We start from the raw sequence: 26,029 nt of genomic DNA on the forward strand, positions 1-26,029 counted from the left end.
TGTGCTCGCCCGTCGGGGTCCGCGGTCGGGGTCAGAATCCGAGGCGCCCGAGCTGCTTCGGATCGCGCTGCCACTCCTTGGCCACGCGGACGTGCAGCGAGAGGTAGACCCGTCCGCCGACGAGGGGTTCGATGCCGGCGCGCGCGCGGGCGCCGACATCGGCGAGGCGCGAGCCCTTGCGTCCGATGATGATCGCCTTCTGGCTGTCGCGCTCGACGACGATGTTCGCCCACACGTCGGTCAGGTCGCTGTCCTCGCGCGGGGCGACGTCGTCGATGGTCACCGCGATCGAGTGCGGGAGTTCGTCGCGCACGCCGTGGAGTGCCGCCTCGCGGATGATCTCGGCGATGCGATCCTCGAGCGTCTCGTCGGTGACGACGCCGTCGGCGTACAGCGCGGGCCCCACGGGCATGAGCGCCAACAGCTCGTCGCACAGCACGTCGAGCTGATCGTTCGTGACGGCCGACAGCGGGATGACGGCATCCCAGTCCTCGCGCAGCGCGTCGACCTCGAGGAGTCGCTCGGTGATCTGATCACGCGAGGCGGCGTCGGTCTTGGTCACCAGCGCGACCTTCTTCGCCCGGGGATAGCCCGAGAGCGACTCCGCGATCCGGCGGTCGCCGGGCCCGACCTTCTCGGTCGCGGGCGCGCAGAACGCGATCACGTCGACATCGCCCAACACCTGTTCCACGAGGTCGTTGAGGCGCTGGCCGAGCAGGGTGCGCGGACGATGGATGCCGGGGGTGTCGACGACGACGAGCTGACCACCGGGGCGGTTCACGATCCCGCGGATAGCGCGTCGAGTGGTCTGCGGCTTCTCGCTCGTGATGGCGACCTTCTCGCCGACGAGGGCGTTGGTCAACGTGGATTTGCCGACGTTCGGCCGCCCCACGAAGGTCACGAAACCGGATCGTGTGTCGCTCATCTGTCGTTCCTCTCGCGCGCAGAGGCGTCGGCCTCGGCGTCTTCGTCTGTGGGGGTCTCGGCACGCTCCACGATGACCGTGGCGATTCCCCGATTGCGGCCGCGGGACGCGCCGCCGGTGAGGACGAGACCGGAGTGTTCGGCGGTGGCGCCCGGCTGCGGGATGCGGCCGAGGGCCTTGCCCAAGAGCCCACCGACCGAATCGACGTCGTCGTCGTCGAGCTCCAGACCGAAGAGGTCGCCGACCTCGTCGAGCCCGAGTCGGGCGTTGACGCGGTAGCGCCCGTCGCCCAGCTCGACGACCTCGGTGGAGGGGGCGTCGTACTCGTCGGCGATCTCACCGACGAGCTCCTCGATGAGGTCTTCCATCGTGACCAGGCCCGCGACGCCGCCGTACTCGTCGACGACGAGGCACACGTGGACGGCGTCCTTCTTCATCTGCTGGAGCAGGGTCTCGGCCTTCATCGACTCGGGGACGAAGACCGCGGGCCGGGCGATGCGGCGGATGGGGGCGTCACGCCACCCTGCCTCGTCGCGGAAGCCGTACTGCACGAGGTCTTTCAGGTAGAGCATGCCGACGATGTCGTCGGCCTCGTCGTCGGCCAACGGCACGCGCGAGACACCCTTTTCGAGGAACAGCGACAGCGCTTCGCGGGAGGTGGCCGCGGCATCCACGCTGACCATGTCGGTACGCGGGACCATCACCTCCCGCACGTAGCGGTCGGTGAAGTCGAAGACGGAGTGGATGAGCTCCCGGTCGTCTTCCTCGATGAGTTCGTTCTCGGCCGCCTCGTCGATGATGCTCAGCAGCTGCTCCTCGGACGCGAACGACGTCGACTGCGAGATGCCGGGCGTGACGCGGTTTCCGACCGCCACCAGTCCGTGCGCGAGCGGGCCCAGCAGGATGCGCATGCCCCGTACGACGGGAGCACCGCCGGTCAGCAGCCCCCGCGCGTGCTGACGGCCCACCGATCGGGGACTCGCGCCGACGGCCACGAACGAGATGCCGGTCATCAGCACGGCGGCGGCGATCACGGCGAGCAGGATGTCGTCGAACATCAGCATGAACGCGGCGGCCACGAGCACCGCGGCGGTCGTCTCGGCGAGGACGCGGATGAACGAGACCGCCGTGATGTGCGCGCTGGCGTCGTCGGCGATGCGCCGCAGTGCCCGGGCGTTGCGCCCGGAGACACCCAGCTCGAGCAGATCGGTGCGGGAGGTCACGCCCAGTGCCGCTTCGAACGCCGCCATCAAGCCGCCGAAGGCGACGAGCAGGAAGGCGGCGACGAGGAGCAGCGCCTCGGTCATGCGCGGCGGTGGCGCTCGACGGCCTGGAAACCGGTGATGAGCTCGCGCTGCAGTCCGAACATCTCGCGCTCCTCGTCGGGTTCGGCGTGGTCGAAGCCGAGGAGGTGCAGAAGGCCGTGCGTGGTGAGAAGGATCAGCTCGTCTTGCGTGGAGTGCTTCGCCGCGACCGCCTGGGTCTCCGCGACCGCGGGGCACAGGACGATGTCGCCGAGGAGCCCTGCGGGAGTCGGCGCGTCTTCTGATCCCGGGCGCAGTTCGTCCATGGGGAAGCTCAACACGTCGGTGGGGCCGGGCTCGTCCATCCACTGCACGTGGAGGGACTCCATAGCCCCCTCGTCGACGAGGACGATCGCCACGTCGGCGTCGGCGCTGACGTGCAGCTCGGCGAGGTTGTACTCCATCAGGCGCAGCAGCACCTGCTCGTCGACCTGGTGGTCGGACTCGTTGTTGATCTCGATCGTCATGAGCGGTTTCGTCTCGGAAGGTGATCGCGCGGACCGGCGGCGCTCGGGCCGCGTCGCTCCGCACGGGTGGCGAACTCGGTGGCCTCGTCGCGCTCGCGACGCGCCGCCAGGCGTTTCTCGTCGTACTCGCTGTAGGCGTCGACGATGCGGCCGACCAGGTTGTGGCGCACGACGTCGGCGCTGGTGAGGCGCGAGAAGTGGATGTCGTCGATGTCGTCGAGGACACGGGTGACCAGACGGAGTCCCGAGGCGCCCTGGGGCAGGTCGACCTGGGTGATGTCGCCGGTCACGACCATGCGCGTGCCGAATCCGAGACGCGTGAGGAACATCTTCATCTGCTCGGGCGTGGTGTTCTGCGCCTCGTCGAGCACGACGAACGAGTCGTTCAGCGTGCGCCCGCGCATGTAGGCGAGCGGGGCGACCTCGATGGTGCCCGTGGCCATCAGCTTCGGGACGATGTCGGGGTCCATCATCTCGTTGAGCGCGTCGTACAGCGGCCGCAGATACGGATCGATCTTGTCGGTGAGGGTGCCCGGGAGGAATCCGAGCCGCTCCCCCGCCTCGACGGCGGGACGCGTGAGGATGATGCGGTTGACCTCTTTGCGCTGCAGCGCCTGCACGGCCTTCGCCATCGCAAGATAGGTCTTGCCGGTACCGGCGGGACCGATGCCGAAGACGATCGTGTTCTCGTCGATCGCGTCGACGTACTCTTTCTGGCCGGCCGTCTTGGGGCGGATGACCTTGCCGCGAGACGACAGGATGGCTTCGCCCATGACCTCGGACGGGCGAGGACCGCCGTCGGAACGCAGCATGCGGTTCGAACTCGACACGTCGGACGGATCGAGGCCCTGACCGGAACGGGTCATCGAGAGCAACTCGTCGACGAGCCCGCGCGCGGCACGCACCGCGTCGGGTGCGCCCGAAAGGGTGATCTCATTGCCCCGCACGTGCACGTCGACGTCGGGGTGTTCTTTCTCGACGACCCGCAGCAGGCGATCCTGCGGGCCGAGAAGCTGCACCATGGCCACGCCGTCGACCTCGATGCGGTCGGAGACGCTCTCTTCGGGGGAATCAGCCACCCATGCTCTTTTCGTTCAGGCCGCCCGCGAGGACGTGGGCGTGCACGTGGAAGACAGTCTGACCGGCGCCCTCGCCGGTGTTGAAGATGAGACGGAAGTCGCCGTCGGAGTGCTCCGCGGCGACGGAGTTGGCGAGACCGACGACCTCGGTGAGCAGATCGGGGTCGCCCGCGGCGAGTTCGACGACGTTGCGGTACTGCGCCGTCTTGGGGATGACGAGCAGGTGCACCGGTGCCTGCGGTGCGATGTCGCGGATCGCGAAGGCGTTCTCGGTCTCAGCCACGATCTCGGCGGGGATCTCGCCCTGCAGGATGCGCGTGAAGATCGACGGTTCGCTCATGGCATCCAGTCTAGTGACGGCCTCCGACACCCAGGCCTGGTGGGGTACAGCGGGCGGAGACTTCCGAGTTCGGGGCGGATCAGGCACCTGGGGGCGGACATCTCGCGCCCCGAACGGCCGAACGCGCCCCGAACCGGCGATCGAGCTGCTGAACGTGCTGCGTCCGACAGGCGTCAGGCCCACCTCGCCGAATCGACAGGGGTGGGGCGCGGACCGGCGGTGCCGGACGTCACCAGCGCCCGTGCGCCGCCGAGAGCACCGAGATGGCCGCCGCCCCCGCGGTCGACGTGCGCAGCACCGTGTCGCCGAGGCGCACGAGCCGCGCGCCGGCGTCGGTGAGCGCCGAGAGCTCCTCCGGCGCGATCCCGCCCTCGGGGCCGACCACGAGAACTACGTCGCGCCCGTCCACCGCTTCACTCGCGACGACGGTGAGGCGATCGGATGCCGAGGGCTCGAGCACGAGGACGAGCGCGGTGCCCGCCATAGTGACCAGATCGGTGGTGCGGGCGACACCCTCGACCTCCGGGATCCACGCGCGATGCGCCTGCTTGGCCGCCTCGCGGACGATCGTGCGCCAGCGGGCGATCCCCTTGTCAGCCTTGGCATCCCATCGGGAGACGCTGCGCGCGGCCTGCCACGGCACGATCGCATCGACGCCGAGTTCGGTCGCCGCCTGCACGGCGAGCTCGTCGCGGTCGCCCTTGGCGAGCGCCTGGACGAGCACGAAGCGCGGCGCAGCCGCGGGGAGGTCCGTGCGCGCAGTCACCCGCACGTCGACCTGCTTCGGCGTCGCCGCGGTCACGATGCCCTCGAGCCATGCCCCACGTCCGTCGCCCAGCGTCACCGTCTCGTCGACGCGGACACGGCGGACGGCCGCGGCGTGGTGCGCCTCGGATCCCGTGAGTGAGACGGCGTCGCCCGGATGAGCGGATGCCGCGTCGTCGGTGACGAAGTGCAAGGCCACGGTCAGTGCCGGAAGCGGTCGCGGAACTTGCTGAACATGCCCTGTTGGTGCTCGGCGAGCCGGGGCTTCGGGGCCTTGGTGCGCTTGGCGAACTCCTCGATGAGGGCGCGCTCACGGTGGTCGAGGCGCGTGGGGGTCACCACGTGCACGCCGACCTTGAGGTCACCGCGCTGGCTTCCGCGCAGCGGCGTGATGCCGCGGCCCTTGATGGTGAGCACGTCGCCCGACTGCACGCCCGCACGCACCTCGAGGTCGACGTCGCCGTCGAGCGACTGGATCGTCGTGGTTGCGCCGAGAATGGCATCCGGCATCGAGACCTCGAGGGTGGCGACGAGGTCGTCGCCGTCGCGGCTGAAGGCGTCGTGCGCCTCGACCGTGATCTCGAGGTAGAGGTCACCGTTGGGGCCGCCCGCGGGACCCACCTCGCCGGAGCCGGGCAGCTGCAGGCGCAGGCCCGACTCGACGCCGGCGGGGATGTCGACCGACACGGTGCGACGGGCCCGCACACGACCCTGGCCCTGGCAGGTGCCGCACGGGTAGGGGATGGTCGTGCCGTGCCCCTGGCACACGGTGCAGGGGGCGCTGGTGACGACGTTGCCGAGGAGGCTGCGGACGGTGCGCTGCACGTGGCCGGAGCCGTGGCAGATGTCGCAGGTGACCTCGCTGGTGCCCGGCTGGGTGCACGCGCCCTGGCACGTCTCGCAGAGCACGGCCGTGTCGACCTCGAGGTCGCGGTGGGCGCCGAACACGACGTCGCCGAGCTCGAGGGTGACGCGCACGAGGGCGTCCTGGCCGCGTTCCCGACGCGAGCGCGGACGGGGACCGCGACCCCCGCCGCCCTGGCCGCCGCCGAAGAATGTCTCGAAGATGTCGCTGAAGCCGCCGAAGCCCGCCGCTCCCCCGCCGCCGAACGGGCTCTGGTCGCCGCCCATGTCGTAGCGACGGCGCTGCTCGGGGTCGCTGAGCACGTCGTAGGCGTGGGTCACGAGCTTGAAGCGCTCCGACGCGTCGTCGCCGGGGTTCACATCGGGGTGAAGCTGGCGCGCGAGACGTCGGTACGCCTTCTTGATGTCTTCCGGGCTGGCGTCGCGTTCAACGCCCAGGACCTCGTAGTGGTCAGCCACAGTCGCCTTCCTGCCCGCTCTCGCGGGGTCGTTCGGGTGTGATGCTCGTCAGCGCGCGCTGTCGTCGTCTTCGAGCATGCGGGTCAGATAGTGGGCGACGGCACGGACCGCCGCCAGGTTCGAGGAGTAGTCCATGCGCATCGGGCCGAGGAGGCCGACCCGTGCACCGCCGGTGGAGCCGTCGTAGCGGCTCGCCAGCACGGAGGCCTCGACGAGACCGAACGGCTCGTTCTCGCGACCGATGCTCGCCGACAACCCCTTCTCGTCGGCCACCATCTCGGTCATGAGCCGCAGCAGGGTGACCTGCTCTTCGATGGCCTCGAGCAGCGGATAGATGCTGCCACGGAAGTCCTGCTCGCGCTTGGCGAGAGTCGCGGCACCGGCCATGACGAGGCGGTCCTGGCGGAACTCCTCGAGCTCTTCGCCGACCACCCGCAGCACGGCGTCGGCGATGGCCTCGATCACGACACCCGGTCGCGGCGCGTCGGCCGTCGCGTCACCGACGCGCTGCGAGCACTCGGCGACGCTGTGGCCGACGAGCACGGCTCCCACGCGGGCGCGGAGCTGGACGATGTCGGCCTCGGTCGGCTCGGCCGGTACCAGCGCGATGCGCTGAGAGACCCGGCCGGTGTCGGTGACGAGGATGACGAGCACCCGGGGACCGCCCAGCGCGACGAGCTCGACGTGCGAGACGTTGGCCCGCGCGAACGACGGGTACTGCACGATCGCGACCTGACCCGTCAACTGCGTGAGGGCGCGCACGGTGCGCGCGAGGAGGTCGTCGAGGTCGCCCGCCTGATCGAGGAACGACGTGATGGCGCTGCGCTGCGCGCTCGAGAGCGGACGGAGTTCGGCGAGGTGGTCGACGAACACGCGATAGCCCTTGTCGGTGGGCACGCGCCCCGACGACGTGTGGGGCGCGATGATGAGTTCTTCGTCTTCGAGCAGGGCCATGTCGTTGCGGATGGTTGCCGCCGACACCCCGAATGCATGGCGATCAACGATCGCTTTGCTCCCGACGGGCTCGCGGGTGTCGACGTAGTCCTGCACGATCGCGCGGAGCACCTGAAGGCCGCGTTCCGACACCATGCGCTGCTCCTCCCGTTTGGCACTCGGCTCGATTGAGTGCCAATTCTACGGGATCGCTACGACACCGCGTCGGGGGCACGCGGCCGACACATCTCGCCTCTCCGCGAGAAACGCTCCAACGTGCAAGAAACGGCGCGACGGGGCGTTTCCTCCTGCCGATCGCGTGTCTCGGCGTGCGCGTTCTTCGTCAGCGAGAAACGCTCTGCCGTGTGAGAAACGGCGCGACGGGGCGTTTCTTCCTCGCGATCGCGTTTCTCGGGACCAGCCGGCGACCGCGGCTGACGAGGGCCCGAACCGCGTCCCGCGGACGGACCCGCCAGAACGTCCTGCCCGCGGACCGACCCGCCCGAACGTCCTATGCGGTGAGCGCCCGCACCACGGCATCCGCCAGCAGACGACCGCGGCGGGTGAGCACGATGCGTCCGCGGACGGCATCCGCCCCCTCGACGAGACCGTCGGCGATGAGGGATGCCACGGCCTTGCGCCCCTCGCCGAGCAGCTCGGACACCGCCAGGCCCTCGCGGATGCGACTGCGCAACAGCACCGACTCGAGCCGGCGGGCTGTCTCGTCGGGCCGCTCGCGCGCCGCGGCCGGAGATTCGTGCGCGGCCAGACGCTGGGCGTAGGCGGCGGGGTGCTTCACGTTCCACCAGCGGAGGCCCGCGACGTGGCTATGGGCTCCGGGACCGAAACCCCACCAGTCGGTGCCCCTCCAGTACGCGAGGTTGTGTCGCGATCGGTGCGCCACGCCCCGCGACCAGTTCGACACCTCGTACCAGTCGTACCCGCCGGCCGCGAGCAGCTCGTCGGCCAGCTCGTACATGTCGGCCTGGAGATCGTCGGAGGGCGCCTCGACGACGCCCGAGCGGATCTGCCGGGCGAGCTTGGTGCCGTCTTCGACGATGAGCGCGTACGCCGAGATGTGGTCGGGCTCGAGGGCGGTGGCGGCATCGAGCGAGGCACGCCAGTCGTCGAGCGACTCCCCCGGCGCGCCGTAGATGAGGTCGACCGAGACGTCGAGTCCGGCTCGTCGCGCTGCAGCGACCGCGGTGGCGACGTTGGCCGGGTCGTGCGTGCGGTCGAGCGAGGCCAGCACGTGCGGCCGGGCGGACTGCATGCCGATGGACACGCGGGTGATCCCCGCCGACGCGAGCGTCTGCATCACGGCGTCGTCGACGGTGTCGGGATTGGCCTCGACGGTCACCTCGGCGCCGTCGGCGATCCCGAACTCGGTGCGCACGGCATCCAGCATCGTCGCGAGGTCCCCGGGCGGGAGGAGCGTGGGCGTGCCGCCACCGAAGAACACGGTGGATGCCGCGCGGCGACCGCCCGCGGCATCCATCACCGCACCTGCCAAGCGCACCTCGGCGGCGAGGGTGTCGGCGAAGTCGTCCTGGCGCGCACCGCGCAACTCGCTCGCCGTGTAGGTGTTGAAGTCGCAGTACCCGCAGCGCACCCGGCAGAACGGCACGTGCAGATACACACCGAAGTCGGTGGCGGGGTCGATGGTGAGGTCGCCGGGGAGGCGGCCGTCGGTGGGAGCGGGATCTCCGAGGGGAAGGGGCCCGCCCATCAGGACGTGTACAGCGGCGAGATCGCGCGCAGGTACCGCGCGAACAGCGCCTTGCGGCGGCGGCGTACGCGGCTGGTGAACAGCCGGTAGGTGGGCGCGGTCGGGCGATCGAACGCGCGCACGACGAACCAGACCTCGTCGTTGTCGCGCCATTCGAGCGAGAACAACTCCTCGCCGCTGACGATCGAGTGGCCCACCGTGCCGAGGATGAACCCGACCCGACGGGGCTCCTCGAACACCGAGATGACCCGCAGCTCGGCGTCGGCACGGTGACCGTCGACCTTGCCGTGCAGATGCACGCCCGTGCCGGGGCTGACGAACGGCGTGCCGTCGGCGGCGAAGCGCTGCTCGGCCTCGAGGCGACTCGGGGCGACCGGCGCACCCTCGGCGTCGAACCCGACGCCGGCGTAGCCTTCTCCGGATGCCGGGCGCACGTCGGTGATGCTGAGCTCCTCACCGCGGAGCGGCGCCCACGACAGCAACAGCTCGCCCGCGGCGACGAAACGCTCCTCGCCGCTGCCGATGCGCCATGCGTCTTCGGCGGGCACGGAGTGCTCCGGCGGATACTGCATCAGATCGGGCGCCTGGGTGGCCCCCACCGCCGCGTAATCGACCGTGTCATCGGTGAAATTCTGCCGTCGCATGATCCACCCCTCTCGGTTGGGTGCGTTACTTCTTGGCCTCGACATCGCCCGACAGTGCGGCGATGAACGCCTCCTGCGGCACCTCGACACGACCCACCATCTTCATGCGCTTCTTGCCCTCTTTCTGCTTCTCGAGGAGCTTGCGCTTGCGGGTGATGTCACCGCCGTAGCACTTGGCGAGGACGTCTTTGCGGATGGCCCGGATGGTCTCACGCGCGATGATGCGGGCACCGATCGCGGCCTGGATCGGCACCTCGAACTGCTGACGCGGGATGAGCTTGCGCAGTCGCTCGGCCATGAGCGTGCCGTAGGCGTAGGCCTTCTCGCGGTGCACGATCGAGCTGAAGGCGTCGACCTTCTCGCCCTGCAGCAGGATGTCGACCTTGACCAGATCGGCGGTCTGCTGTCCGGCCGGTTCGTAGTCGAGGCTCGCGTACCCCTGCGTGCGCGACTTGAGGTGGTCGAAGAAGTCGAACACGATCTCGCCGAGGGGCATGTGATACCGCAGCTCGACGCGGTCTTCGCTGAGGTACTCCATGCCGAGCAGGGTGCCGCGGCGCGTCTGGCACAGTTCCATGACCGTGCCGACGTAGTCCTTCGGCAGCAGGATGCCGACCTTCACGATCGGCTCCGATACCGAGGCGACGCGCCCGTCGGGGTACTCGCTGGGGTTGGTGACCGAGACGGTCTCGCCGGTGTCGGTGGTGACCTCGTACGTCACCGACGGTGCCGTGGTGATGAGGTCGAGCCCGAACTCCCGCGAGAGGCGCTCGGTGATGATCTCGAGGTGCAGCAGACCGAGGAAGCCCGCGCGGAAGCCGAAACCGAGGGCGACCGAGGTCTCGGGCTCGTACTGCAGCGACGCGTCGGACAGCTTGAGCTTGTCGAGCGCTTCGCGCAGTTCGGCGTAGTCGCTGCCGTCGATCGGGTAGATGCCCGAGAAGACCATGGGCTTCGGATCGGTGTATCCGGGCAACGCCTGGGTGGCGGGCTTGCGGTGGGTGGTGATCGTGTCGCCGACCTTCGACTGGCGCACGTCTTTCACACCGGTGATCAGGTAGCCCACCTCGCCGACGCCGAGTCCCCGGGTGGGCACCGGCTCGGGGCTGGAGACGCCGATCTCGAGCAGCTCGTGCGTCGCGGTGGTCGACATCATCTGGATGCGCTCGCGCGGCTGCAGCGACCCGTCGATCATGCGCACGTAGGTGACCACGCCGCGGTAGGCGTCGTACACCGAGTCGAAGATCATCGCGCGCGCCGGGGCGTCGGGCTTGCCGACGGGGGCGGGGATCTTCTCGACGATGAGGTCGAGCAGTTCTTCGACGCCCATGCCGGTCTTGCCGCTCACGCGCAGCACGTCTTCGGGGTTTCCGCCGATGAGGCCCGCGAGCTCGGCCGCGTACTTCTCGGGGTCGGCGGCCGGCAGGTCGATCTTGTTCAGCACCGGGATGATCTGCAGGTCGTTCTCGAGGGCGAGGTAGAGGTTGGCCAGCGTCTGGGCCTCGATGCCCTGAGCGGCGTCGACGAGCAGGATCGCGCCCTCGCATGCGGCGAGTGAGCGGCTGACCTCGTAGGTGAAGTCGACGTGGCCGGGCGTGTCGATCATGTTGAGGGCGAACGTGCCGTCGGCGGTGGACCACGGCATCCGGACCGCCTGCGACTTGATGGTGATGCCGCGCTCGCGCTCGATGTCCATGCGGTCGAGGTACTGCGCACGCATGTCGCGGTCGCTGACGACGCCGGTGATCTGCAGCATGCGGTCGGCCAGCGTCGACTTGCCGTGGTCGATGTGGGCGATGATGCAGAAGTTGCGGATCTGCTCCGGCGGGGTGGCAGACGGCTCGAGGGGCTTCAGGGCGCGCGGTGACATGTTCCGTCGATTCTACGGTGGTGCGCCGACATCGCCGTCCGCGAACGCTCAGGGTCCCGCCATCCGGGTCCTCCCGAACGACGGCGGCGGGCCCGAGATCGCACGGTCGGCGCGGGGGCACGAGCTCGTGTCGGGCGCGTGAGTGCCCTGCCATCGCGATCGTGTGACCTCCGCGCCCCGCTCACAGCTCGCGCCGCGGCACACCCTCATAAAGTGGATGCCATGACGGTCCAGGTCGTGTTCGTGCACGGCATCCGGACGTCGTCCACCATGTGGCGGGCGCAAGCGCTGCACCTGCGACAGCGCGGCAACGGCGTGATCGCCGTCGACCTTCCGGGTCACGGCACCCGCCGCGGCGAGCCCTTCACTCTCGAGGAGGCGTTCGCCACGATCGACCGGGCGGTGCGGGATGCCGCGGCCCGCGGCCCCGTGGTCCTCGTCGGGCACTCCATGGGCGGCCTGCTGTCGATGGAGTACGTCGGTCGCGACGCCCCGCCGCCGGTCGCCGCCCTCGTGGCAGCATCCTGCACCTCGCTCCCCCGGGGCCCGGGCCTCGCGACCTACCGCTTCCTCATCCGGCGCGCCGACGGTCTGCCCGACCGCGGTCTCGGGTTCACGAACCGCGTGCTCGACCTCACGCTGCCGCCCGAGACGCGCCCCGATTTCGGTGCGGGCGGGTATGCCTTCGAGGCGCAGGACTCCGCCCTCGCGTCGCTCACGAACCTCGACCTGATGGCGTCCCTGCGCCGTATCGACGTGCCGCTGTGGTTCGTCAACGGGCAGTGGGACCAGCTCCGGCTGAACGAGAAACTGTTCACCGCCCTGGCTCCGCACGCCGAACTCATCGTGGTGCCGCGGACCACGCACATCGTCACGGCGATGCGTCCTCGCGTGTTCAACGCCGTGCTGGACGTGGCGCTCACCACGGTCGAAGCGTCAAGCTGATAGACTTGGCCCTTGGCTTGCGTGTGGGGTTCTTCCCGACCTCCACGACCGCCGGTGCGGCGTCCCTCTACCGCTCGCCCGGCACTTCCAACACTCACTCAAACGAAAGACCGTCGACGTGGCGAATATCAAGTCGCAGATCAAGCGCAACAAGACCAACGAAAAGGCGCGCGAGCGCAACAAGGCCGTCAAGAGCGAGCTGAAGACGCACGTGCGTCGCACCAAAGAGGCCGTGCTGGCCGGTGACAAGGAAGCCGCTCAGAAGGCCCTCGTCGTCGCGACCAAGAAGCTCGACAAGGCCGTGAGCAAGGGTGTCATCCACTCGAACCAGGCCGCGAACCGCAAGTCGGCCATCGCGAAGTCGGTCGCCGCTCTCTGAGCCGCAGCACTTCTTCGACAGCCCGTCCCGCATCTGCGGGGCGGGCTTCGTCGTTTCCGGGGTGGGTCGTGCGTCGCTGCGGCGCGGGGTCTGCAGGTGGGCGCCTGATCGACGGTGGCCCGCGGGGGCTGCGAGGTCGCGTGCGGAGCGGGCCCCACTCGTGCGGCCGTCGCGTCCGTGCGGAGCGGAGGAGGTCGGACGAGAGGAGGACAGATGACGGCGTTCTCGTCCTCCCCTCCCCGCATCTCCTCCCCTCGTCGCCGAACGGAACGGTGCCGTTCAGCGGTCCGGACGCGAGCGGACCGCGACAGTCGGGCCGACGGGCGGAATCGACGGGTGAGACCGACGGGCGGAACCGACGGTTCATCGCGCGGCGTACGAACTCATTCCATCGGAGGATGCGGGCCGCGGACGCCCCTCCGTAGCGTGGATGCCAGGAGGTACGACATGCAGAGTGAGCGCGCGGCGAGATTCTTCGGTGACCGGGAGGACCCGCGAGAGCGACTGGTAGAGCTGTTCGGCGGGGATGTTCCCGCGGGCGGGCAGCCTCCGGAGCCGGCACTGCAGTGGGCTGCCGTCGTCGCATCGCCCGATCACGGTGAGGTCGCTGTCGTCCGCGACCTCCGCCGGGCGGAGCCCCGACTCACGTTGGTGGCGGCGACGTTCCTCGCGAGACACCTGATGCGACGCTGACCGGATGCCACTGCGCGCGGCGGGGGACTCAGTCGCCGTAGGGCGCGCGTGTGGCGATGATCGTGATCATGCGCTCGAGGGCGAAGACCGGGTCGCGCGATGCGCCCTTGACCTCGGCATCGGCCCGGGCGGTGGCGTGGATCGCCATGCCGAGCGTGTTGCCCGTCCAGCCGACGAGGTCGCGGCGGGCGCGGTCGACCTGCCAGTCCTTCATGCCGAGTCGTTGCGCGAGCATCGACGACGATTCGCGGGTGCCGGCGACGCGGGCCATCGTCCGCAGCTTCATGGCGACGGCAGCGACGAGGGGGACGGGATCGGCCCCGGATGCCAGCGCGTGACGGAGCGCGAGAAGCGCCGGGCCGTACTGGCCGGCGATGGCGGTGTCGGCGACCGTGAAAGCCGAGGTCTCGACGCGTCCGCCGTAGTAACGCTCGACGATGCGCTCGTCGATGTCGCCGCGGACGTCGGCGATCAGCTGCTGGCACGCTGCGGCGAGCTCGGTGAGATCGTCGGCGAACGCCGAGACGAGGGAGCGCAGGGCGACCGGCGCGATGCGCTTGTGCGCCGCCTTGAACTCGCCGACGGCGAAATCGAAGCGGTCGGAGTCGCGCTTGACAGCAGGACAGGCGATCTCGATACCGCCACCCTGACCCGACCGGATGCCGTCGAGCAGCTTCTTGCCGCGCACGCTCGCGCCGGTGTGCCGGAGCACGACAGTGGCTCCTTCTTGCGGATACGCGAGGTAGGACACCGCCTCGGTGAGGAACGTGTCGCTGCACTTCTCGACGCCGCTCACACGCACGAGACGGGGCTCGCCGAACAGGGACGGCGAGGTCACGCCGAGCAGTGTGCCGGCAGCGTAGTCGTCGGCGCGGATGTCGGTGACCTCGAGGCTCGGGTCTTCGCTCTTGAGCATGGCGCGGATGCCGGCGGTCGCGCGCTCGGCGCAGACTTCTTCGGGCCCCGAGATGAGGACGATCGGCGCCGGCTGCGGGGCACGCCACGACACCTGGGGGATGGCCGACTTCGCCTTCGCGGGGGCGGAGCGTCGAGGTGCCGGGGTCACCCTTCCAGCCTACCGATCGGCTCCGACACAGCGTCCACGGTGGCCCGGCTCATCGCCCGTGCTCGTCGAGCCCCGACGTCGTCCGGAGCGGGGGGCGGGCGGACCGTACCCCGCCACCCGCCGGCGTCCTCCCGCCCCTCGCTGTTCACTCGGATCCACCACGCGCCCCGTTGCCCGCCAACGTCCTCCGCTCACCTCGGTCTTCTGGGACCCCACCCGGCGGTGGCGCGGCACGCCGCTCCGCCGCCCTCCGCGGACGTAGCGGATCGCTCGGAGCCACGGCGCGCGGCACGTTCCGTCCCGAGCCCGCCACAGCCCTTCCTGTCTCACGCGGTGCCGGGCTCGGGTTCTCCGGCACCCCCGGCTCCCCCGCATGCTCCCGCCAGAGCGTCAACCTGCTGTCGGCATCGAGCCAGACGGCCAGCGCTCCGTCTTCATCGGTGCGCCCGATCGCGGTTCCGAGGGCTCTCAGCATCGATAGAAGCGACGCAGTGGGGTGCCCGTAGTGGTTGTCGGCCCCCACGCCGATCAATCCGACCGCCGGATGCAGCTCCCCGTAGAGGTCGGCATCCTGATCTGCGCTCCCGTGGTGCGACACTTTCACGATCTGCACCCGCTGCACGTCCACGCGCCGCCGCAGGGCCGCCTGAGACTCCTCGCCCAGATCGCCGAGCAGCACCGTTCGAGGGAAGTCGACGCCCGCGACGTCGATCGCGACGCTCGCGTCATTGCCGGGTTCGACGCGCGGAGACGGGCCGAGCGCCTGCCACCGCGTTGCACCCAGCGCCCCCGTGGTCCCCGTCGTCGCCTGCTGGAGCCGAGCGCCCGCCGCCGCGAAACGGTCGAGGAGACGCTGGTCGGCGTTTCCGTCGACCGGGCCGTGCACGACGAGAGTGGCCCGACCGATCACGGCCGGTGACCCTCCGACGTGGTCGAGATCGAAGTGGGTGAGGACGAGGAGGTCGATGCGGTCGATGCCGAACTGCGTCAGGCAGCGGGAGAGAGCCGCGGGTTCAGGACCGGTGTCGACCAGCGCCGTCGCACCCCCGGACCGCCACAGCGTCGCGTCCCCTTGACCGACGTCGCACATCGCCACCTGCCACGCCGAGGGCACGGTGAGCGGCCCCGCGACCGTGCGCACGGCGGTGCTCCCCAGGACGAGACCGAGCACCACCGCCATGGCCGCCGACGCCAGGCCGGTGATGCGGGGCAGGTCTCGAGGACGCACGATCGCCAGATGAAGGGCACCTCCGACGAGAGCGAGGAGAATCGCCCCGACCGGCCCGTCGGGCCAGGGGAGGTTCTGAGCCTCGACCGAGGAGCTCGTGTGCGCGACGGCGGCGATCCACGCTGCCGGAACCCAGGCCAGGGCTGTGAGTCCGTCGCGCAACCACGGAAACGGCGCAATGCATGCAAGGGCACCGGCGATGGTCGCGGGAGCTGCCGCCGGGTCGGCGACGAGGTTGGCAGCGACGCCGAGCAGGGGGACGTGCGGGTCGATGAGCACGATGAGCGGGCCGCAGACGATCTGGGCCGACGTCGGCACGGCGATAGCGAGGGCCAGGGCTCTGGGCATCCATCGCCCGAGTCCCTCGGCGAGCGGACGCGCGAGCACGAGCAGGGCGCCGGTCGCCGCAGCGGACAGCGCGAAACCCAGGGAGCGCGCCAGCCAGGGGTCGATGATGAGGAGGACGGTCACGGCGAGCGAGAGCACCGCGATGCCGATCGCCGGGCGACCCAGGGCCACCGCGATCATGGCCACCGAGGCCATCGCCGCCGCCCGGACGACGCTCGGCTCCGGAGTGACGAGGGCGACGAAGGCGGCCAGGACGACGAACGCCCCACCGACGCGAACGCCCCGGGGTGCTCCGCACAGGGCGAGGAGGGCGAAGGCCGCGCCCACCACGATCGCGCAGTTCGCGCCGGAGACAGCGGTCAGGTGCGAGAGCGACGCCGCGTTCATGGCGGCCTCTGTGGCCGGATCGAGGCTGGAGGTGTCGCCGACGGCGAGCCCTGGGACGAGACCGGCCCCCGGTTGCGGCAGACCGCGCGTCGAGGCGACGAGTCCGTCGCGCAGACCTTCGAACCATGCCCATACGCCGGTCGGCTCGGTCGCCGAGATGACGTCGCCTGCCCGGATGACGAGCGCCGCGCGCTCCCCCGCCTCGGCCGGGATCGCGCGCCCCGACAGCGACACCGTGCTGCCCATACTCGCCCGCGCCAGCGCTGCTCTTCCACCCGGATCGACGAGCACGCGGGCGGGAATCGCGCCGACCACCGTCGCCTCGCCCGCACGCACCGTCGAGGCGGACGCATCGAACCAAGCGCCCCCGTCGGCCGACCCGTCGATGCGCCCGGTGACCGTCGCATCGAGCTCCAGGTAGCGACCGCCCCCTGCTTCCAAGGCGGCGATCTGCGATCGCATGGGAGCGAGCGACGCCACGGTCCCCGCGGTCGCCGCGGCGCATGCGAGCGCGACCGCGGCGACGGCCACCACGGGGTGCCGACGCCACACCAGGACCGCCGTGGCGATGCAGGACAGGATGCCGAGCCCGGCGGCGGGGAGGAGGGCATCCGGGATCGCGGTCGTCAGCCCCGCGGACACCCAGGTCGCCGCCGCGACCGACACCGGGCGGAGCGCTCGGCGTCGGAGCGCGTGCCGCGCGCTCACACCCGCACCAGGTCGCGGAGGGCGGCGAGCATCTTGTCGCCGATGCCCGGCACCGACTGCAGATCGTCGACGCTGGTGAACCGGCCGTTCGTCTCACGCCACTCGATGATGCGGTCGGCCATCGCGGGGCCTACGCGCGGAAGGGTGTCGAGCTGCTCGGGGGTGGCGGTATTGAGATCGATCAGTGCGTCCGACGCGGAGCCACCGGAGGGGGCCCCCGCGACTTCGGCCCCGATCACCGGCACGACGATCTGCTCTCCGTCGGCGACCTGACGCGCGAGGTTGACCCCGTCGCGTGCCGCGTCATCGGCGAACCCACCCGCCCGCGCGATGGCGTCGGCCACTCGGTCTCCGGCGTCGAGTCGGTACAGACCGGTCTCGCGCACGGCCCCGGCGACGTGGACGTAGAGTCCGGCCTCGGCGGGTACCCGCGGCGAGGATGCGGCGGTCGACACCGGCTCCACGACCTCCGCGCCGGTCGCACCGCGCAGCATGCCGATCCCGATCGTGACCGCGAACGCCAGCAGCACGAGCACGACGACGGCGCCGACGCCCAGGCGTGTGCGCGGCGCCAGCTTCTCGCGCGGTGCGGGGTCGGAAGTCGAGGTCACACCAGGACGCTACGAAGGGGCGTGCCGTCTGTGTGGCGACCGGGAATCGATCCGTGCACGAGCGTGGTGACTCGTGGGCCGGGGAGGAGCCGCCCCTAGCCTGGAGGAATGTCCGCGAACTCCTGGCGGCCGCTTGTCGCCGCTCTCTCCGATGACCGTGCGCGTGAGGTCTACGCACTCGTCGTACTCGGGCAACCCATCGACGCGCACCTGTCGTCGCTCTCCCCCGGGAAACGCCGTCGGGTCATCGACAGCCTGCGGGCGGCCGGACTCATCTTCCCCGTCGACGGCGGCTGGCGGGCGGAGTCCGAGATCTTCCGCGTCGCCCTCGCCGCGGCATCCACGCCCGCTCGCCCCGACGGCGTCGCGCGGTTCTTCACCCAGGGACGCCTGTCGAGCTACCCTTCGCGCGCGGCCGACCGCCGGGAGGTTCTCGTCCACATCGCTGCTCGCCTCCTGGGGCCGGACGAAACCATCGCCGAGGCCGAGGTCACCGAGAGGCTCGCGGAGATCACCGACGATCCGGTGTCGATCCGGCGCTACCTGATCGACGCGGGCCTCCTCTCCCGCGCCCGCGACGGAAGCGCCTACTCCCTCGCCCCCGAGCGGACCCGCGAGGGAGAACGGTGATCTCCCGGCGTCGTCGGGTGGGAGAGCCACGCGTGCGGGGGCGAAGGAGGCTCCGCCTCCGCATCACTTGGTGGAGAAGCTGACCACCTTCGGCGGACGCACGACCGCGCGCACGATCTCGCGGTCGCCCAGGGCACGGCGTACGCGCTCGTCGCCGCGGGCGAGGGCCTCGAGCTGGTCGCCGCCGATCTTGGCCGACACCTCGAGGGTCGCGCGCACCTTGCCGTCGATCTGCACGACGGCGACGACGTTGTCTTCCACCAGCAGGGTGGGATCGGCCTGACGCCAGGTCGCAAGTCCCACGAAGCCGGTGTAGCCGAGCGTCTGCCACATCTCTTCGGACGTGTGCGGGGCGAACAAGTCGAGGGTCATCGCGATGACCTCGGCGGCCTCGCGCACGGCGGGGTCGCTCGCACCGGCGCTGCCGTCGATGGCCTTGCGGGTGGCGTTGACCAGCTCCATCAGACGGGCGACGACGACGTTGAACTTCGTCTGCTCGATGAGGTTGGGGGCCTCGGCCAGGAGGCGGTGCGTCACGCGCCGGAGCGACTTGTCGCCCTCGGCCCAGACCACGTCGGTCTCGCTGTCGACGTCGTGCGCGATGCGCAGGGCACGAGCGAGGAACTTCGCCGCCCCTGTGGTCGAGACGTCGTTCCAGTCCTTGTCGTCTTCCACCGGGCCGGCGAAGGCGAGCGCGACGCGCAGGGCGTCGGCGCCGTGGGCGTCGAGCTCCTCTTGGAACAGCACCAGGTTGCCCTTGCTCTTCGACATCTTTGCGCCGTCGAGGATGACCATGCCCTGATTGATGAGGCTCGAGAAGGGCTCGGTGAACTCCACCAGGCCCATGTCGAACAGCGCCTTGGTGATGAAACGCGCGTACAGCAGGTGCAGGATCGCGTGCTCGACACCGCCGATGTAGAAGTCGACGGGGCCCCACTTCGACGCCTCGCGGCCCGAGAACGCCTCGGTCGAGCTGTTCGGCGAGAGGAAACGCAGGTAATACCAGGAGCTGTCGACGAACGTGTCCATCGTGTCGGGGTCGCGCAGCAGCGTCTGGCCCGTCTCGGGGTCGGTGACCTGCACCCACTCCGTCGCCGCGCCCAGGGGCGACGTGCCCTTCGGCTTCAGGTCGAGGCCCTCGACCGACGGCAGCACGACCGGCAGTTGGTCGGCGGGCACGGGCGTGATCGAGCCGTCTTCGCCGTGGAGCATCGGGATGGGCGTGCCCCAGTAGCGCTGACGCGAGATGAGCCAGTCGCGCAGGCGATAGGTCTTCGCGGCGCGACCGACGCCCTTCGCCTCGAGCTCCTCGATCATGCGGGCGATCGCGTGGCGCTTGGACAGGCCGTTCAGCGAGCCCGAGTTCATCATGCGGCCGTCACCGGTCAGAGCGACGCCGGTTTTCGCCGGGTCGAGGTCGTCGAGATCGCCGAGCGGGTCGATCGGCACGCCGTCGTCGTCGAGCTCGATCACCGGGATGGCGCCCGTGACGGGGGCATTCGTGTCGACGACCACCTTCACCGGGAGGTCGAACGCCCGCGCGAAGTCGAGGTCGCGCTGGTCGTGGGCGGGCACGGCCATGACCGCGCCGTGACCGTAGTCGGCCAGCACGTAGTCGGCGGCCCAGATCGGCAGTTTCTCGCCGTTGATCGGGTTGATCGCGTAGTGGCCGAGGAACACGCCGGTCTTGGGTCGGTCGGTCGCCTGGCGCTCGATGTCGGTCGCGCGCTGCACCTGGGCGAGGTACGCCTCGAACGTCTCTGTGACACCCTGATCCGCGGATGCCGCCAGCTCGGCCGCCAGATCGGACTCCGGTGCCACGACGAAGAACGTCGCCCCGTGCAGGGTGTCGGGACGGGTGGAGAAGACCGTGATCTTCTCGGCGCGGCCCTCGATCTCGAACGTGATGTCGGCGCCGACGGAGCGGCCGATCCAGTTGCGCTGCATCTGGATGACCTTCGACGGCCAGAAGCCCTCGAGCTGGTTCAGGTCGTCGAGCAGACGGTCCGCGTAGTCGGTGATGCGCAGGAACCACTGGGTCAGCTTCTTCTTGACCACCACCGCGCCGCTGCGCTCCGACGTGCCGTCGGGCAGCACCTGCTCGTTGGCGAGCACCGTCTGATCGACCGGATCCCAGTTGACCAGGGCGTCCTTGCGGTACGCCAACCCCTTGTCGTACAGCTTCTGGAACAGCCACTGGTTCCAGCGGTAGTACTCGGGGTCACTGGTGTGCAGCACCCGGCTCCAGTCGAACGAGACGCCGTAGTCCTTCAGGCTCGCCTTCTGCTGGGCGATGTTCGCGTAGGTCCACTCGACGGGGTCGGCGCCGCGCTTGATGGCGGCGTTCTCGGCGGGCAGACCGAACGAATCCCATCCGATGGGGTTCAACACGTTGTACCCGCGGTGGCGCCAGAACCGCGCGACGATGTCGGAGTAGAGGTAGTTCTCGGCGTGCCCCATGTGCAGGTCGCCCGAGGGGTAGGGGAACATCGCGAGCACGTACTTGCGGGGACGTGTGTCGGTGTCTCCGCCGGCGCGGAACGGATCCTTCTCGGCCCACGCCTTCTGCCACTTCGCCTGGATGGCGTGGGTGTCGAAGCCACCGTCGCGGGCGTCGGGTGCGGAGTTCTGAGACACGGGAAAGCCAATCGTGTGAGTCGGGGAGGCCCGGAGGCCAGCGTCCAGGTTATCGGACCCGGGGTCACCAGCCCGGCGGCACCTCGGCTCCGAGAGCGGCGAGAGGGGCGCGCGCCTTGATGCCCACCTCGGCGACCTCGGATGCCGCGACGGAACGCCACGTGATCCCTCCACCTGCGCCGACGTACGCGGCTTCCGGATGCACGACGACGCTGCGGATCACCATGGCGAGGTCGGCTGCGCCGTCGTCGCCGATCCATCCGAAGGTGCCCGCGTAGAGGCCGCGCGGAGCGCGCTCGAGTCCCGCGAGGATCTGCATCGCGGACTCCTTCGGCGCGCCGGTCATGCTGCCCGCCGGGAACGTCGCGGCGAGCAGGGCACCGATGGTGGTGCCGGGCAGGAGCCGGCCGGATACCTCGCTGACGAGCTGGTGCACGTGAGGGTAGGTCTCGACCTCGAGCAATCGGTCGACGCCGACCGTCGACGGCTCGCAGACCCGCGACAGGTCGTTGCGCATGAGGTCGACGATCATGACGTTCTCGGCGCGCTCCTTGGCATCCGTCCGCAGGTCGTCGGCGAGTGCCGCATCGCGCATCGGGTCGGCCGATCGAGATCGGGTGCCCTTGATGGGATGCGTGTGCACGGCACCGTCGCGCACCTCGAGGAAGCGTTCGGGCGACGCACTGACCAACGTGACCTCGCCGATGCGGACGAAGCCGGAGTGGTGCGCGGGCGAGGCGTGGCGCAGCCGTCGGAACACGGCGAGGGCGTCGACGGCGCCCGGCACCGTGAAACGGGTCGTGAGGCACAACTGGTACGCGTCGCCCTCGCGGATACGGTCGCGGCATGCCCCGATGAGTTCCGCGTAGCGGTCGGGGGTGACGCGGGCGGATGCCGTGCCCCGACCTTCCGCCGGGGCGACGCCATCGGGCGCGGGTGCGTCCGCGACGCGGGCGGCGAGGGACGGGTCGCCCACGGCGTACATCCGACGGGACAGGTGATCGAACGCGAGCAGAGCGTCGACGCGGAGCCAGGCCGACTCCCCCTCGTAGGTGCGCCATCCCACCCATCCGCCACGGAACGGCCCCGGCTCGTCGCGCGCGGGACCGGATGCCGCGGCATCCTGTTCCATCGGCCGGGGCGACGGGTCGACACGCCCCGCGCCCATCCAGCTCCACCCGGTCGACGCGCCCGTTCCGGCATCGAGCCAGAACGCGTCGGGAGCATCGGCGAACAGGTGCAGGAAGGCCGCCTCGGGGTCGACCCACGCGAGCGGGGTGAACGAGGGGGCGGAGTGCGGCACGCTCCCAGGCTAGGCGGGAGCTGCGGCCCTAGGCTGATGGAGGTGAACGAGATCCTCACGTGGCTGCTCGACGTCGTCCAGAACGTCGACCCCGTGCTGCGTACGGTCATCGCAGGACTCGCGGTCATGCTCGAGACGAGCGTGCTGGTCGGCCTCATCGTCCCGGGCGACACGATGGTCATCGTCGCGGGCACCGCGGTCGGCTCGCCTGTCGAGGGTGTCGTGCTGGCCGCAGCGGTCGTGGTCGGTGCCCTGCTGGGCGAGAGCATCGGCTTCTGGCTCGGTCGTTACTTCGGCCCGCGTATCCGCGCGTCGCGTCTCGGACAGAAACTCGGTGAGCGCAACTGGGAGCGTGCCGACCGCTACCTCCGCCGCCGCGGCGGGCTCGCGATCTTCCTGTCGCGTTTCCTCCCCGTCCTGCACTCGCTCGTTCCGCTGACCGTCGGGATGAGCGGCTACAGCTATCGGCGTTTCCTCGCGTGGACGGCGCCCGCCTGCATCATCTGGGCCGGGCTCTACATCTCGGTCGCGGCCACCGCGGCGGGAACGTACCGCGAGCTCGCGGATCAGCTCCACTACGCCGGATACATCTTCGTCGGCATCCTCGTCGTCTTCCTCGCGCTGGTGTTCGTCGGCAAGAAGCTCATCGAACGCGCCGAACGACGTCATCTGGCCGACGACGTCCCCACCCTCGGCCACGCGGACGGTGACGTGAAAGACTGAGGCCGATGCCTCGTTCTCCTCGCTCCACTCGCGCCAACGTGCTCTGGTTCGCCCGACTCGAGCGCCGCTTCCACCGGTGGCGCGAGCGGCGGGCCCGCTCCCGCGACCTCCGGCCCGCCGTCACGGGTTTTCCGGGCTACGGAACCGAGGAGTGGGTGCGCGTGCTCGGACGCGTGCTGATCGCCCCGCCGCTCAAGCGCACCTCCACCGGGGAGTTCGCGAGCCTGCGCGGATGGCGGAGCTTTGCAGCCGTGCCGGTCGGTATGGCGAAGGTCGACGTCGTGATCGACGGCGTCACGCACCGCGTGTCGGCCGATCGTGGCGGCGTGATCGACGCGAAGCTCCCCGCGACGATGGCGCCGGGGTGGCAGTCGATCACGATGTCGGTCGAGGGCAGCGAGCCGGCCGAGACCCGCGTGTTCATCGTGGGCTCCGACGTGCGCTTCGGCGTCGTGAGCGACATCGACGACACCGTGATGGTGACGCTCCTCCCCCGTCCCCTGCTGGCCGCGTGGAACTCCTTCGTCGTCGACGAGCACGCGCGCCAACCCGTGCCGGGTATGGCGGTGATGCTCGAGCGGCTGACGCGCGAGCACCCCGGTACCCCCGTCATCTACCTCTCCACCGGCGCCTGGAACGTCGCCCCGACGCTGACCCGGTTCATGCGCCGGCACCTGTTCCCCGCCGGGTCGTTCTTGCTGACCGACTGGGGACCGACGCACGACCGGTGGTTCCGCAGCGGCCGCGATCATAAAGAGCTCAACCTCCGTCGCGTCGCGAGCGAGTTCCCGCAGGTGAAATGGCTGCTCGTCGGCGACGACGGTCAACACGACGATGCGATCTACACCGGTTTCGCGATCGAGCACCCCGAGAGCGTCGCCGCCGTCGCGATCCGCCGCCTGCTGCCGGCCGAGGCCGTGCTCGCCGGTGGTCGAACGGTCGTCGACGATCACTCCGCGGCCGAGGTGCCGTGGGTGACCGGATCGGACGGCGCCGCTCTGCTCGCCCGGTTGGAAGACGTCGGGGTCATCTCGCGCGACGGCTGATCCGCCCCGTCTGTCGGATGGATGCCGGGCGCTCCTCGACCCGGACGCCGAGCCGATGTCGGAGGGGGCGCGTACGGTGGAGGCATGTGCGGTCGATTCGTCGTGGCCAATGTGGCATCCGAGCTCGTCGGAGTGCTCCGCGTCGACGTCGAGGCCGATGAGCTGCCCCAGCCGTCGTACAACATCGCGCCGACCTCGCAGGTGGGCATCGTGCTCGACTCGATCAAGAGCGAACCGCCCGTGCGTCGTCTCGAGGTCGCACGATGGGGTTTGATCCCGGGGTGGGCGAAGGACGTCAAGATCGGCGCGCGGGCGTTCAACGCGCGCAGCGAAGAGGTCGAAGACAAGCCCATGTTCCGCAACGCCCTCATCAAGCGTCGCGCCGTGATCCCGGCATCCGGGTACTACGAGTGGAAGACCACCGAAGCGGGCAAGACCCCGCACTACATCCACCCCGCCGACGGCTCGCCGCTGTTCTTCGCCGGTCTCTACGAGTGGTGGAAAGACCCCGCTCGAGCCGACGACGACCCCGCCCGGTGGGTGCTGAGCTGCACGATCCTCACGCGTGACGCGATCGGACGCCTGGGCTCGATCCACGATCGCATGCCGCTGTTCATGGACCCCGACTTCGCCGACGCCTGGTTGGATCCGACCACCGAGAACGTCGGCGACGTGCTGGATGCCGCGATCGACGCCGCCCCCGACGTGGCCGAGACTCTCGACGACCACGTCGTGTCGGCAGCCGTGGGCAATGTGCGCAACGATTCCCCCGATCTCATCGACGCCGTCGAGTGACCACGCTCCTCCAGACACCGGCGCTGACGCGCATCGAGTGGACCGCCCTCGCGGACGCTCACGCCGAACGCGCCGACGCCCTCACCGCCGCGCACCGTGCGCGCGCGAGCCGAGCCGAGAAGCATCCGGTCGAAGACTTCCTCTTCACCTACTACTCGTACAAACCCGCGATCCTGCGCCGCTGGCATCCCGGCCCCGACATCGTCCTCGACGACGCCGAAGAACGCGCCGGATGGCGCTGGTACCGCACCGAGGGTGGGGGCGTTCGCGTGGATGTCGAGCGCTTCCGCGACGAGCGCGGATCCCTGTACCGCGGAACCGTGACCCTGCTGCGCGCGACGGCGGATCGACCGGCGCAGTTCGGCTGCTTCGGGCTGCACGAATGGGCCATGGCGTACCGTGCCGACGACGTACGGCACGCGGTTCCTCTGCGCCTCGGTCGTGACGATACCGACGCCGTCGTCGACGCGCACGACCTGAAGTGCACGCACTTCGACGCGTTCCGGTTCTTCACACCCGACGCCGTGCCGCGCAACCGCACGCCGCTGACACGCGACGACCAGGTCGAGCGTGAGCAGCCCGGATGCCTTCATGCCGGCATGGACCTCTACAAGTGGGCCGTGAAGCTCGGCCCGCTCGTGCCGGGGCCGCTGCTGCTCGACGCGTTCGAACTCGCGCGCGATATCCGCACCCTCGACATGGAGGCCTCGCCCTACGATCTGAGCGGCTGGGGCTACCCGGCGGTGGCGGTCGAGACGGCCGAGGGCAAGGCCGAGTACGTCACCCGCCAACGGGCGTTGAGCGAGCGAGGGCAGGCGCTTCGCCGTGCCGTGATCGCGGCGGTCACGAGCCGAGACGACACGCCCGGTCGCGCCGATTTCCTGCCGTCGCGAACTGTGTTGTAAGCTCATGGAGTTGCCTCAAACGGGGCAGACAACAAAATACGGGCCTGTGGCGCAGCTGGTAGCGCACCTGCATGGCATGCAGGGGGTCAGGGGTTCGAGTCCCCTCAGGTCCACACACAGAGAAAGCCTCCGCTTCGGCGGGGGCTTTCGTCGTTTCGCCGTGTCGACATCGATGGGGGTGATCGTCGCCGGGTGCGGTCGCTTCGACGGGTCCGGGGCCACGCCCACGCGGGAGGCTGAGCTCGT

The 26,029-nt window shown here is 70.1% G+C and carries 23 protein-coding genes and 1 tRNA gene; 8 read left to right on the forward strand and 16 right to left on the reverse strand.

All coding sequences use genetic code 11. The features are described 5' to 3' along the window. Positions 1-31: 31 nt before the first annotated feature. The 11 genes from era to lepA all read right to left on the reverse strand — a co-directional run bounded on the left by era (position 32) and on the right by lepA (position 11,379). Positions 32-925 carry a GTPase Era gene (era, locus tag FHS07_RS10195; protein ID WP_055954452.1) on the reverse strand — a complete coding sequence of 298 codons (894 nt, stop codon included), beginning with the start codon at positions 923-925 and terminating at the stop codon, positions 32-34. Continuing rightward, positions 922-2,232 (reverse strand): hemolysin family protein, encoded by a 1,311-nt coding sequence (locus tag FHS07_RS10200; RefSeq protein ID WP_183419803.1) that lies wholly within the window; start codon positions 2,230-2,232, stop codon positions 922-924. Before FHS07_RS10200 ends, era begins: the two co-directional genes overlap by 4 nt. Further along, positions 2,229-2,696, reverse strand: coding sequence for an rRNA maturation RNase YbeY (gene ybeY / locus FHS07_RS10205; protein WP_183419804.1), 468 nt, complete (start codon positions 2,694-2,696; stop codon positions 2,229-2,231). Before ybeY ends, FHS07_RS10200 begins: the two co-directional genes overlap by 4 nt. Further along, on the reverse strand, positions 2,693-3,718 hold the full coding sequence (locus FHS07_RS10210) for a PhoH family protein (RefSeq protein ID WP_221189434.1): 1,026 nt from the start codon (positions 3,716-3,718) through the stop codon (positions 2,693-2,695). Before FHS07_RS10210 ends, ybeY begins: the two co-directional genes overlap by 4 nt. Positions 3,719-3,767: 49 nt before the next feature. Beyond that, a complete protein-coding gene (locus tag FHS07_RS10215) occupies positions 3,768-4,115 on the reverse strand; it encodes an HIT domain-containing protein (RefSeq protein WP_183419806.1) in 348 nt (115 codons plus the stop codon). 229 nt (positions 4,116-4,344) lie between these two features. Then, on the reverse strand, positions 4,345-5,079 hold the full coding sequence (locus tag FHS07_RS10220; protein WP_183419807.1) for a 16S rRNA (uracil(1498)-N(3))-methyltransferase: 735 nt from the start codon (positions 5,077-5,079) through the stop codon (positions 4,345-4,347). Between the two features lie 2 nt (positions 5,080-5,081). Beyond that, a complete protein-coding gene (gene dnaJ / locus FHS07_RS10225; protein WP_183419808.1) occupies positions 5,082-6,203 on the reverse strand; it encodes a molecular chaperone DnaJ in 1,122 nt (373 codons plus the stop codon). 48 nt (positions 6,204-6,251) lie between these two features. After that, entirely contained in the window at positions 6,252-7,292 is a 1,041-nt protein-coding gene (gene hrcA / locus FHS07_RS10230) for a heat-inducible transcriptional repressor HrcA (RefSeq protein WP_183419809.1), read from the reverse strand. A gap of 355 nt (positions 7,293-7,647) precedes the next feature. Continuing rightward, positions 7,648-8,865 carry a radical SAM family heme chaperone HemW gene (gene hemW, locus FHS07_RS10235; RefSeq protein WP_183419810.1) on the reverse strand — a complete coding sequence of 406 codons (1,218 nt, stop codon included), beginning with the start codon at positions 8,863-8,865 and terminating at the stop codon, positions 7,648-7,650. Further along, positions 8,865-9,509, reverse strand: coding sequence for a DUF1990 domain-containing protein (locus FHS07_RS10240; RefSeq protein ID WP_183419811.1), 645 nt, complete (start codon positions 9,507-9,509; stop codon positions 8,865-8,867). Before FHS07_RS10240 ends, hemW begins: the two co-directional genes overlap by 1 nt. A gap of 25 nt (positions 9,510-9,534) precedes the next feature. Continuing rightward, positions 9,535-11,379 carry a translation elongation factor 4 gene (gene lepA, locus FHS07_RS10245; protein WP_183419812.1) on the reverse strand — a complete coding sequence of 615 codons (1,845 nt, stop codon included), beginning with the start codon at positions 11,377-11,379 and terminating at the stop codon, positions 9,535-9,537. 222 nt (positions 11,380-11,601) lie between these two features. Here lepA and FHS07_RS10250 point away from each other — a divergent pair, with 222 nt between their 5' ends. Beyond that, on the forward strand, positions 11,602-12,324 hold the full coding sequence (locus FHS07_RS10250) for an alpha/beta fold hydrolase (RefSeq protein WP_183419813.1): 723 nt from the start codon (positions 11,602-11,604) through the stop codon (positions 12,322-12,324). A 118-nt stretch (positions 12,325-12,442) separates the two neighbouring features. Next, positions 12,443-12,703 carry a 30S ribosomal protein S20 gene (gene rpsT, locus FHS07_RS10255; protein WP_183419814.1) on the forward strand — a complete coding sequence of 87 codons (261 nt, stop codon included), beginning with the start codon at positions 12,443-12,445 and terminating at the stop codon, positions 12,701-12,703. Between the two features lie 721 nt (positions 12,704-13,424). On the opposite strand, the gene holA is transcribed toward rpsT, so the two are convergent. The 3 genes from holA to FHS07_RS10270 all read right to left on the reverse strand — a co-directional run bounded on the left by holA (position 13,425) and on the right by FHS07_RS10270 (position 17,744). After that, positions 13,425-14,462 (reverse strand): DNA polymerase III subunit delta, encoded by a 1,038-nt coding sequence (gene holA / locus FHS07_RS10260; protein ID WP_183419815.1) that lies wholly within the window; start codon positions 14,460-14,462, stop codon positions 13,425-13,427. A gap of 145 nt (positions 14,463-14,607) precedes the next feature. Next, positions 14,608-17,133 (reverse strand): ComEC/Rec2 family competence protein, encoded by a 2,526-nt coding sequence (locus FHS07_RS10265; RefSeq protein ID WP_183419816.1) that lies wholly within the window; start codon positions 17,131-17,133, stop codon positions 14,608-14,610. After that, positions 17,130-17,744 (reverse strand): helix-hairpin-helix domain-containing protein, encoded by a 615-nt coding sequence (locus tag FHS07_RS10270; RefSeq protein ID WP_343054674.1) that lies wholly within the window; start codon positions 17,742-17,744, stop codon positions 17,130-17,132. The genes FHS07_RS10265 and FHS07_RS10270 overlap by 4 nt, the downstream gene beginning before the upstream one ends. A gap of 108 nt (positions 17,745-17,852) precedes the next feature. On the opposite strand from FHS07_RS10270, the gene FHS07_RS10275 reads away from it, so the two are divergent. Continuing rightward, on the forward strand, positions 17,853-18,374 hold the full coding sequence (locus FHS07_RS10275) for a DUF2087 domain-containing protein (RefSeq protein ID WP_183419817.1): 522 nt from the start codon (positions 17,853-17,855) through the stop codon (positions 18,372-18,374). Between the two features lie 63 nt (positions 18,375-18,437). Here FHS07_RS10275 and leuS read toward each other — a convergent pair whose 3' ends face one another. Next, a complete protein-coding gene (leuS, locus tag FHS07_RS10280; RefSeq protein ID WP_183419818.1) occupies positions 18,438-21,011 on the reverse strand; it encodes a leucine--tRNA ligase in 2,574 nt (857 codons plus the stop codon). 64 nt (positions 21,012-21,075) lie between these two features. Next, positions 21,076-22,314 (reverse strand): chorismate-binding protein, encoded by a 1,239-nt coding sequence (locus FHS07_RS10285; protein ID WP_183419819.1) that lies wholly within the window; start codon positions 22,312-22,314, stop codon positions 21,076-21,078. A 42-nt stretch (positions 22,315-22,356) separates the two neighbouring features. Between FHS07_RS10285 and FHS07_RS10290 the strand changes: the two genes are divergently transcribed. The 5 genes from FHS07_RS10290 to FHS07_RS10310 all read left to right on the forward strand — a co-directional run bounded on the left by FHS07_RS10290 (position 22,357) and on the right by FHS07_RS10310 (position 25,896). Next, complete coding sequence (locus tag FHS07_RS10290; protein WP_183419820.1) at positions 22,357-23,037, forward strand: VTT domain-containing protein; 681 nt, start codon at positions 22,357-22,359, stop codon at positions 23,035-23,037. 5 nt (positions 23,038-23,042) lie between these two features. Then, positions 23,043-24,083, forward strand: coding sequence for an App1 family protein phosphatidate phosphatase (locus FHS07_RS10295; protein WP_183419821.1), 1,041 nt, complete (start codon positions 23,043-23,045; stop codon positions 24,081-24,083). 84 nt (positions 24,084-24,167) lie between these two features. Beyond that, entirely contained in the window at positions 24,168-24,878 is a 711-nt protein-coding gene (locus tag FHS07_RS10300; RefSeq protein WP_183419822.1) for an SOS response-associated peptidase, read from the forward strand. After that, positions 24,875-25,783 carry a 3-methyladenine DNA glycosylase gene (locus FHS07_RS10305; RefSeq protein ID WP_343054676.1) on the forward strand — a complete coding sequence of 303 codons (909 nt, stop codon included), beginning with the start codon at positions 24,875-24,877 and terminating at the stop codon, positions 25,781-25,783. Before FHS07_RS10300 ends, FHS07_RS10305 begins: the two co-directional genes overlap by 4 nt. A 40-nt stretch (positions 25,784-25,823) precedes the next feature. Continuing rightward, a tRNA-Ala gene (locus FHS07_RS10310) sits at positions 25,824-25,896 on the forward strand. The last annotated feature ends 133 nt before the right edge of the window (positions 25,897-26,029 follow it).

Source organism: Microbacterium proteolyticum (assembly GCF_014192415.1).
Taxonomy (GTDB): Bacteria; Actinomycetota; Actinomycetes; order Actinomycetales; family Microbacteriaceae; genus Microbacterium; species Microbacterium proteolyticum.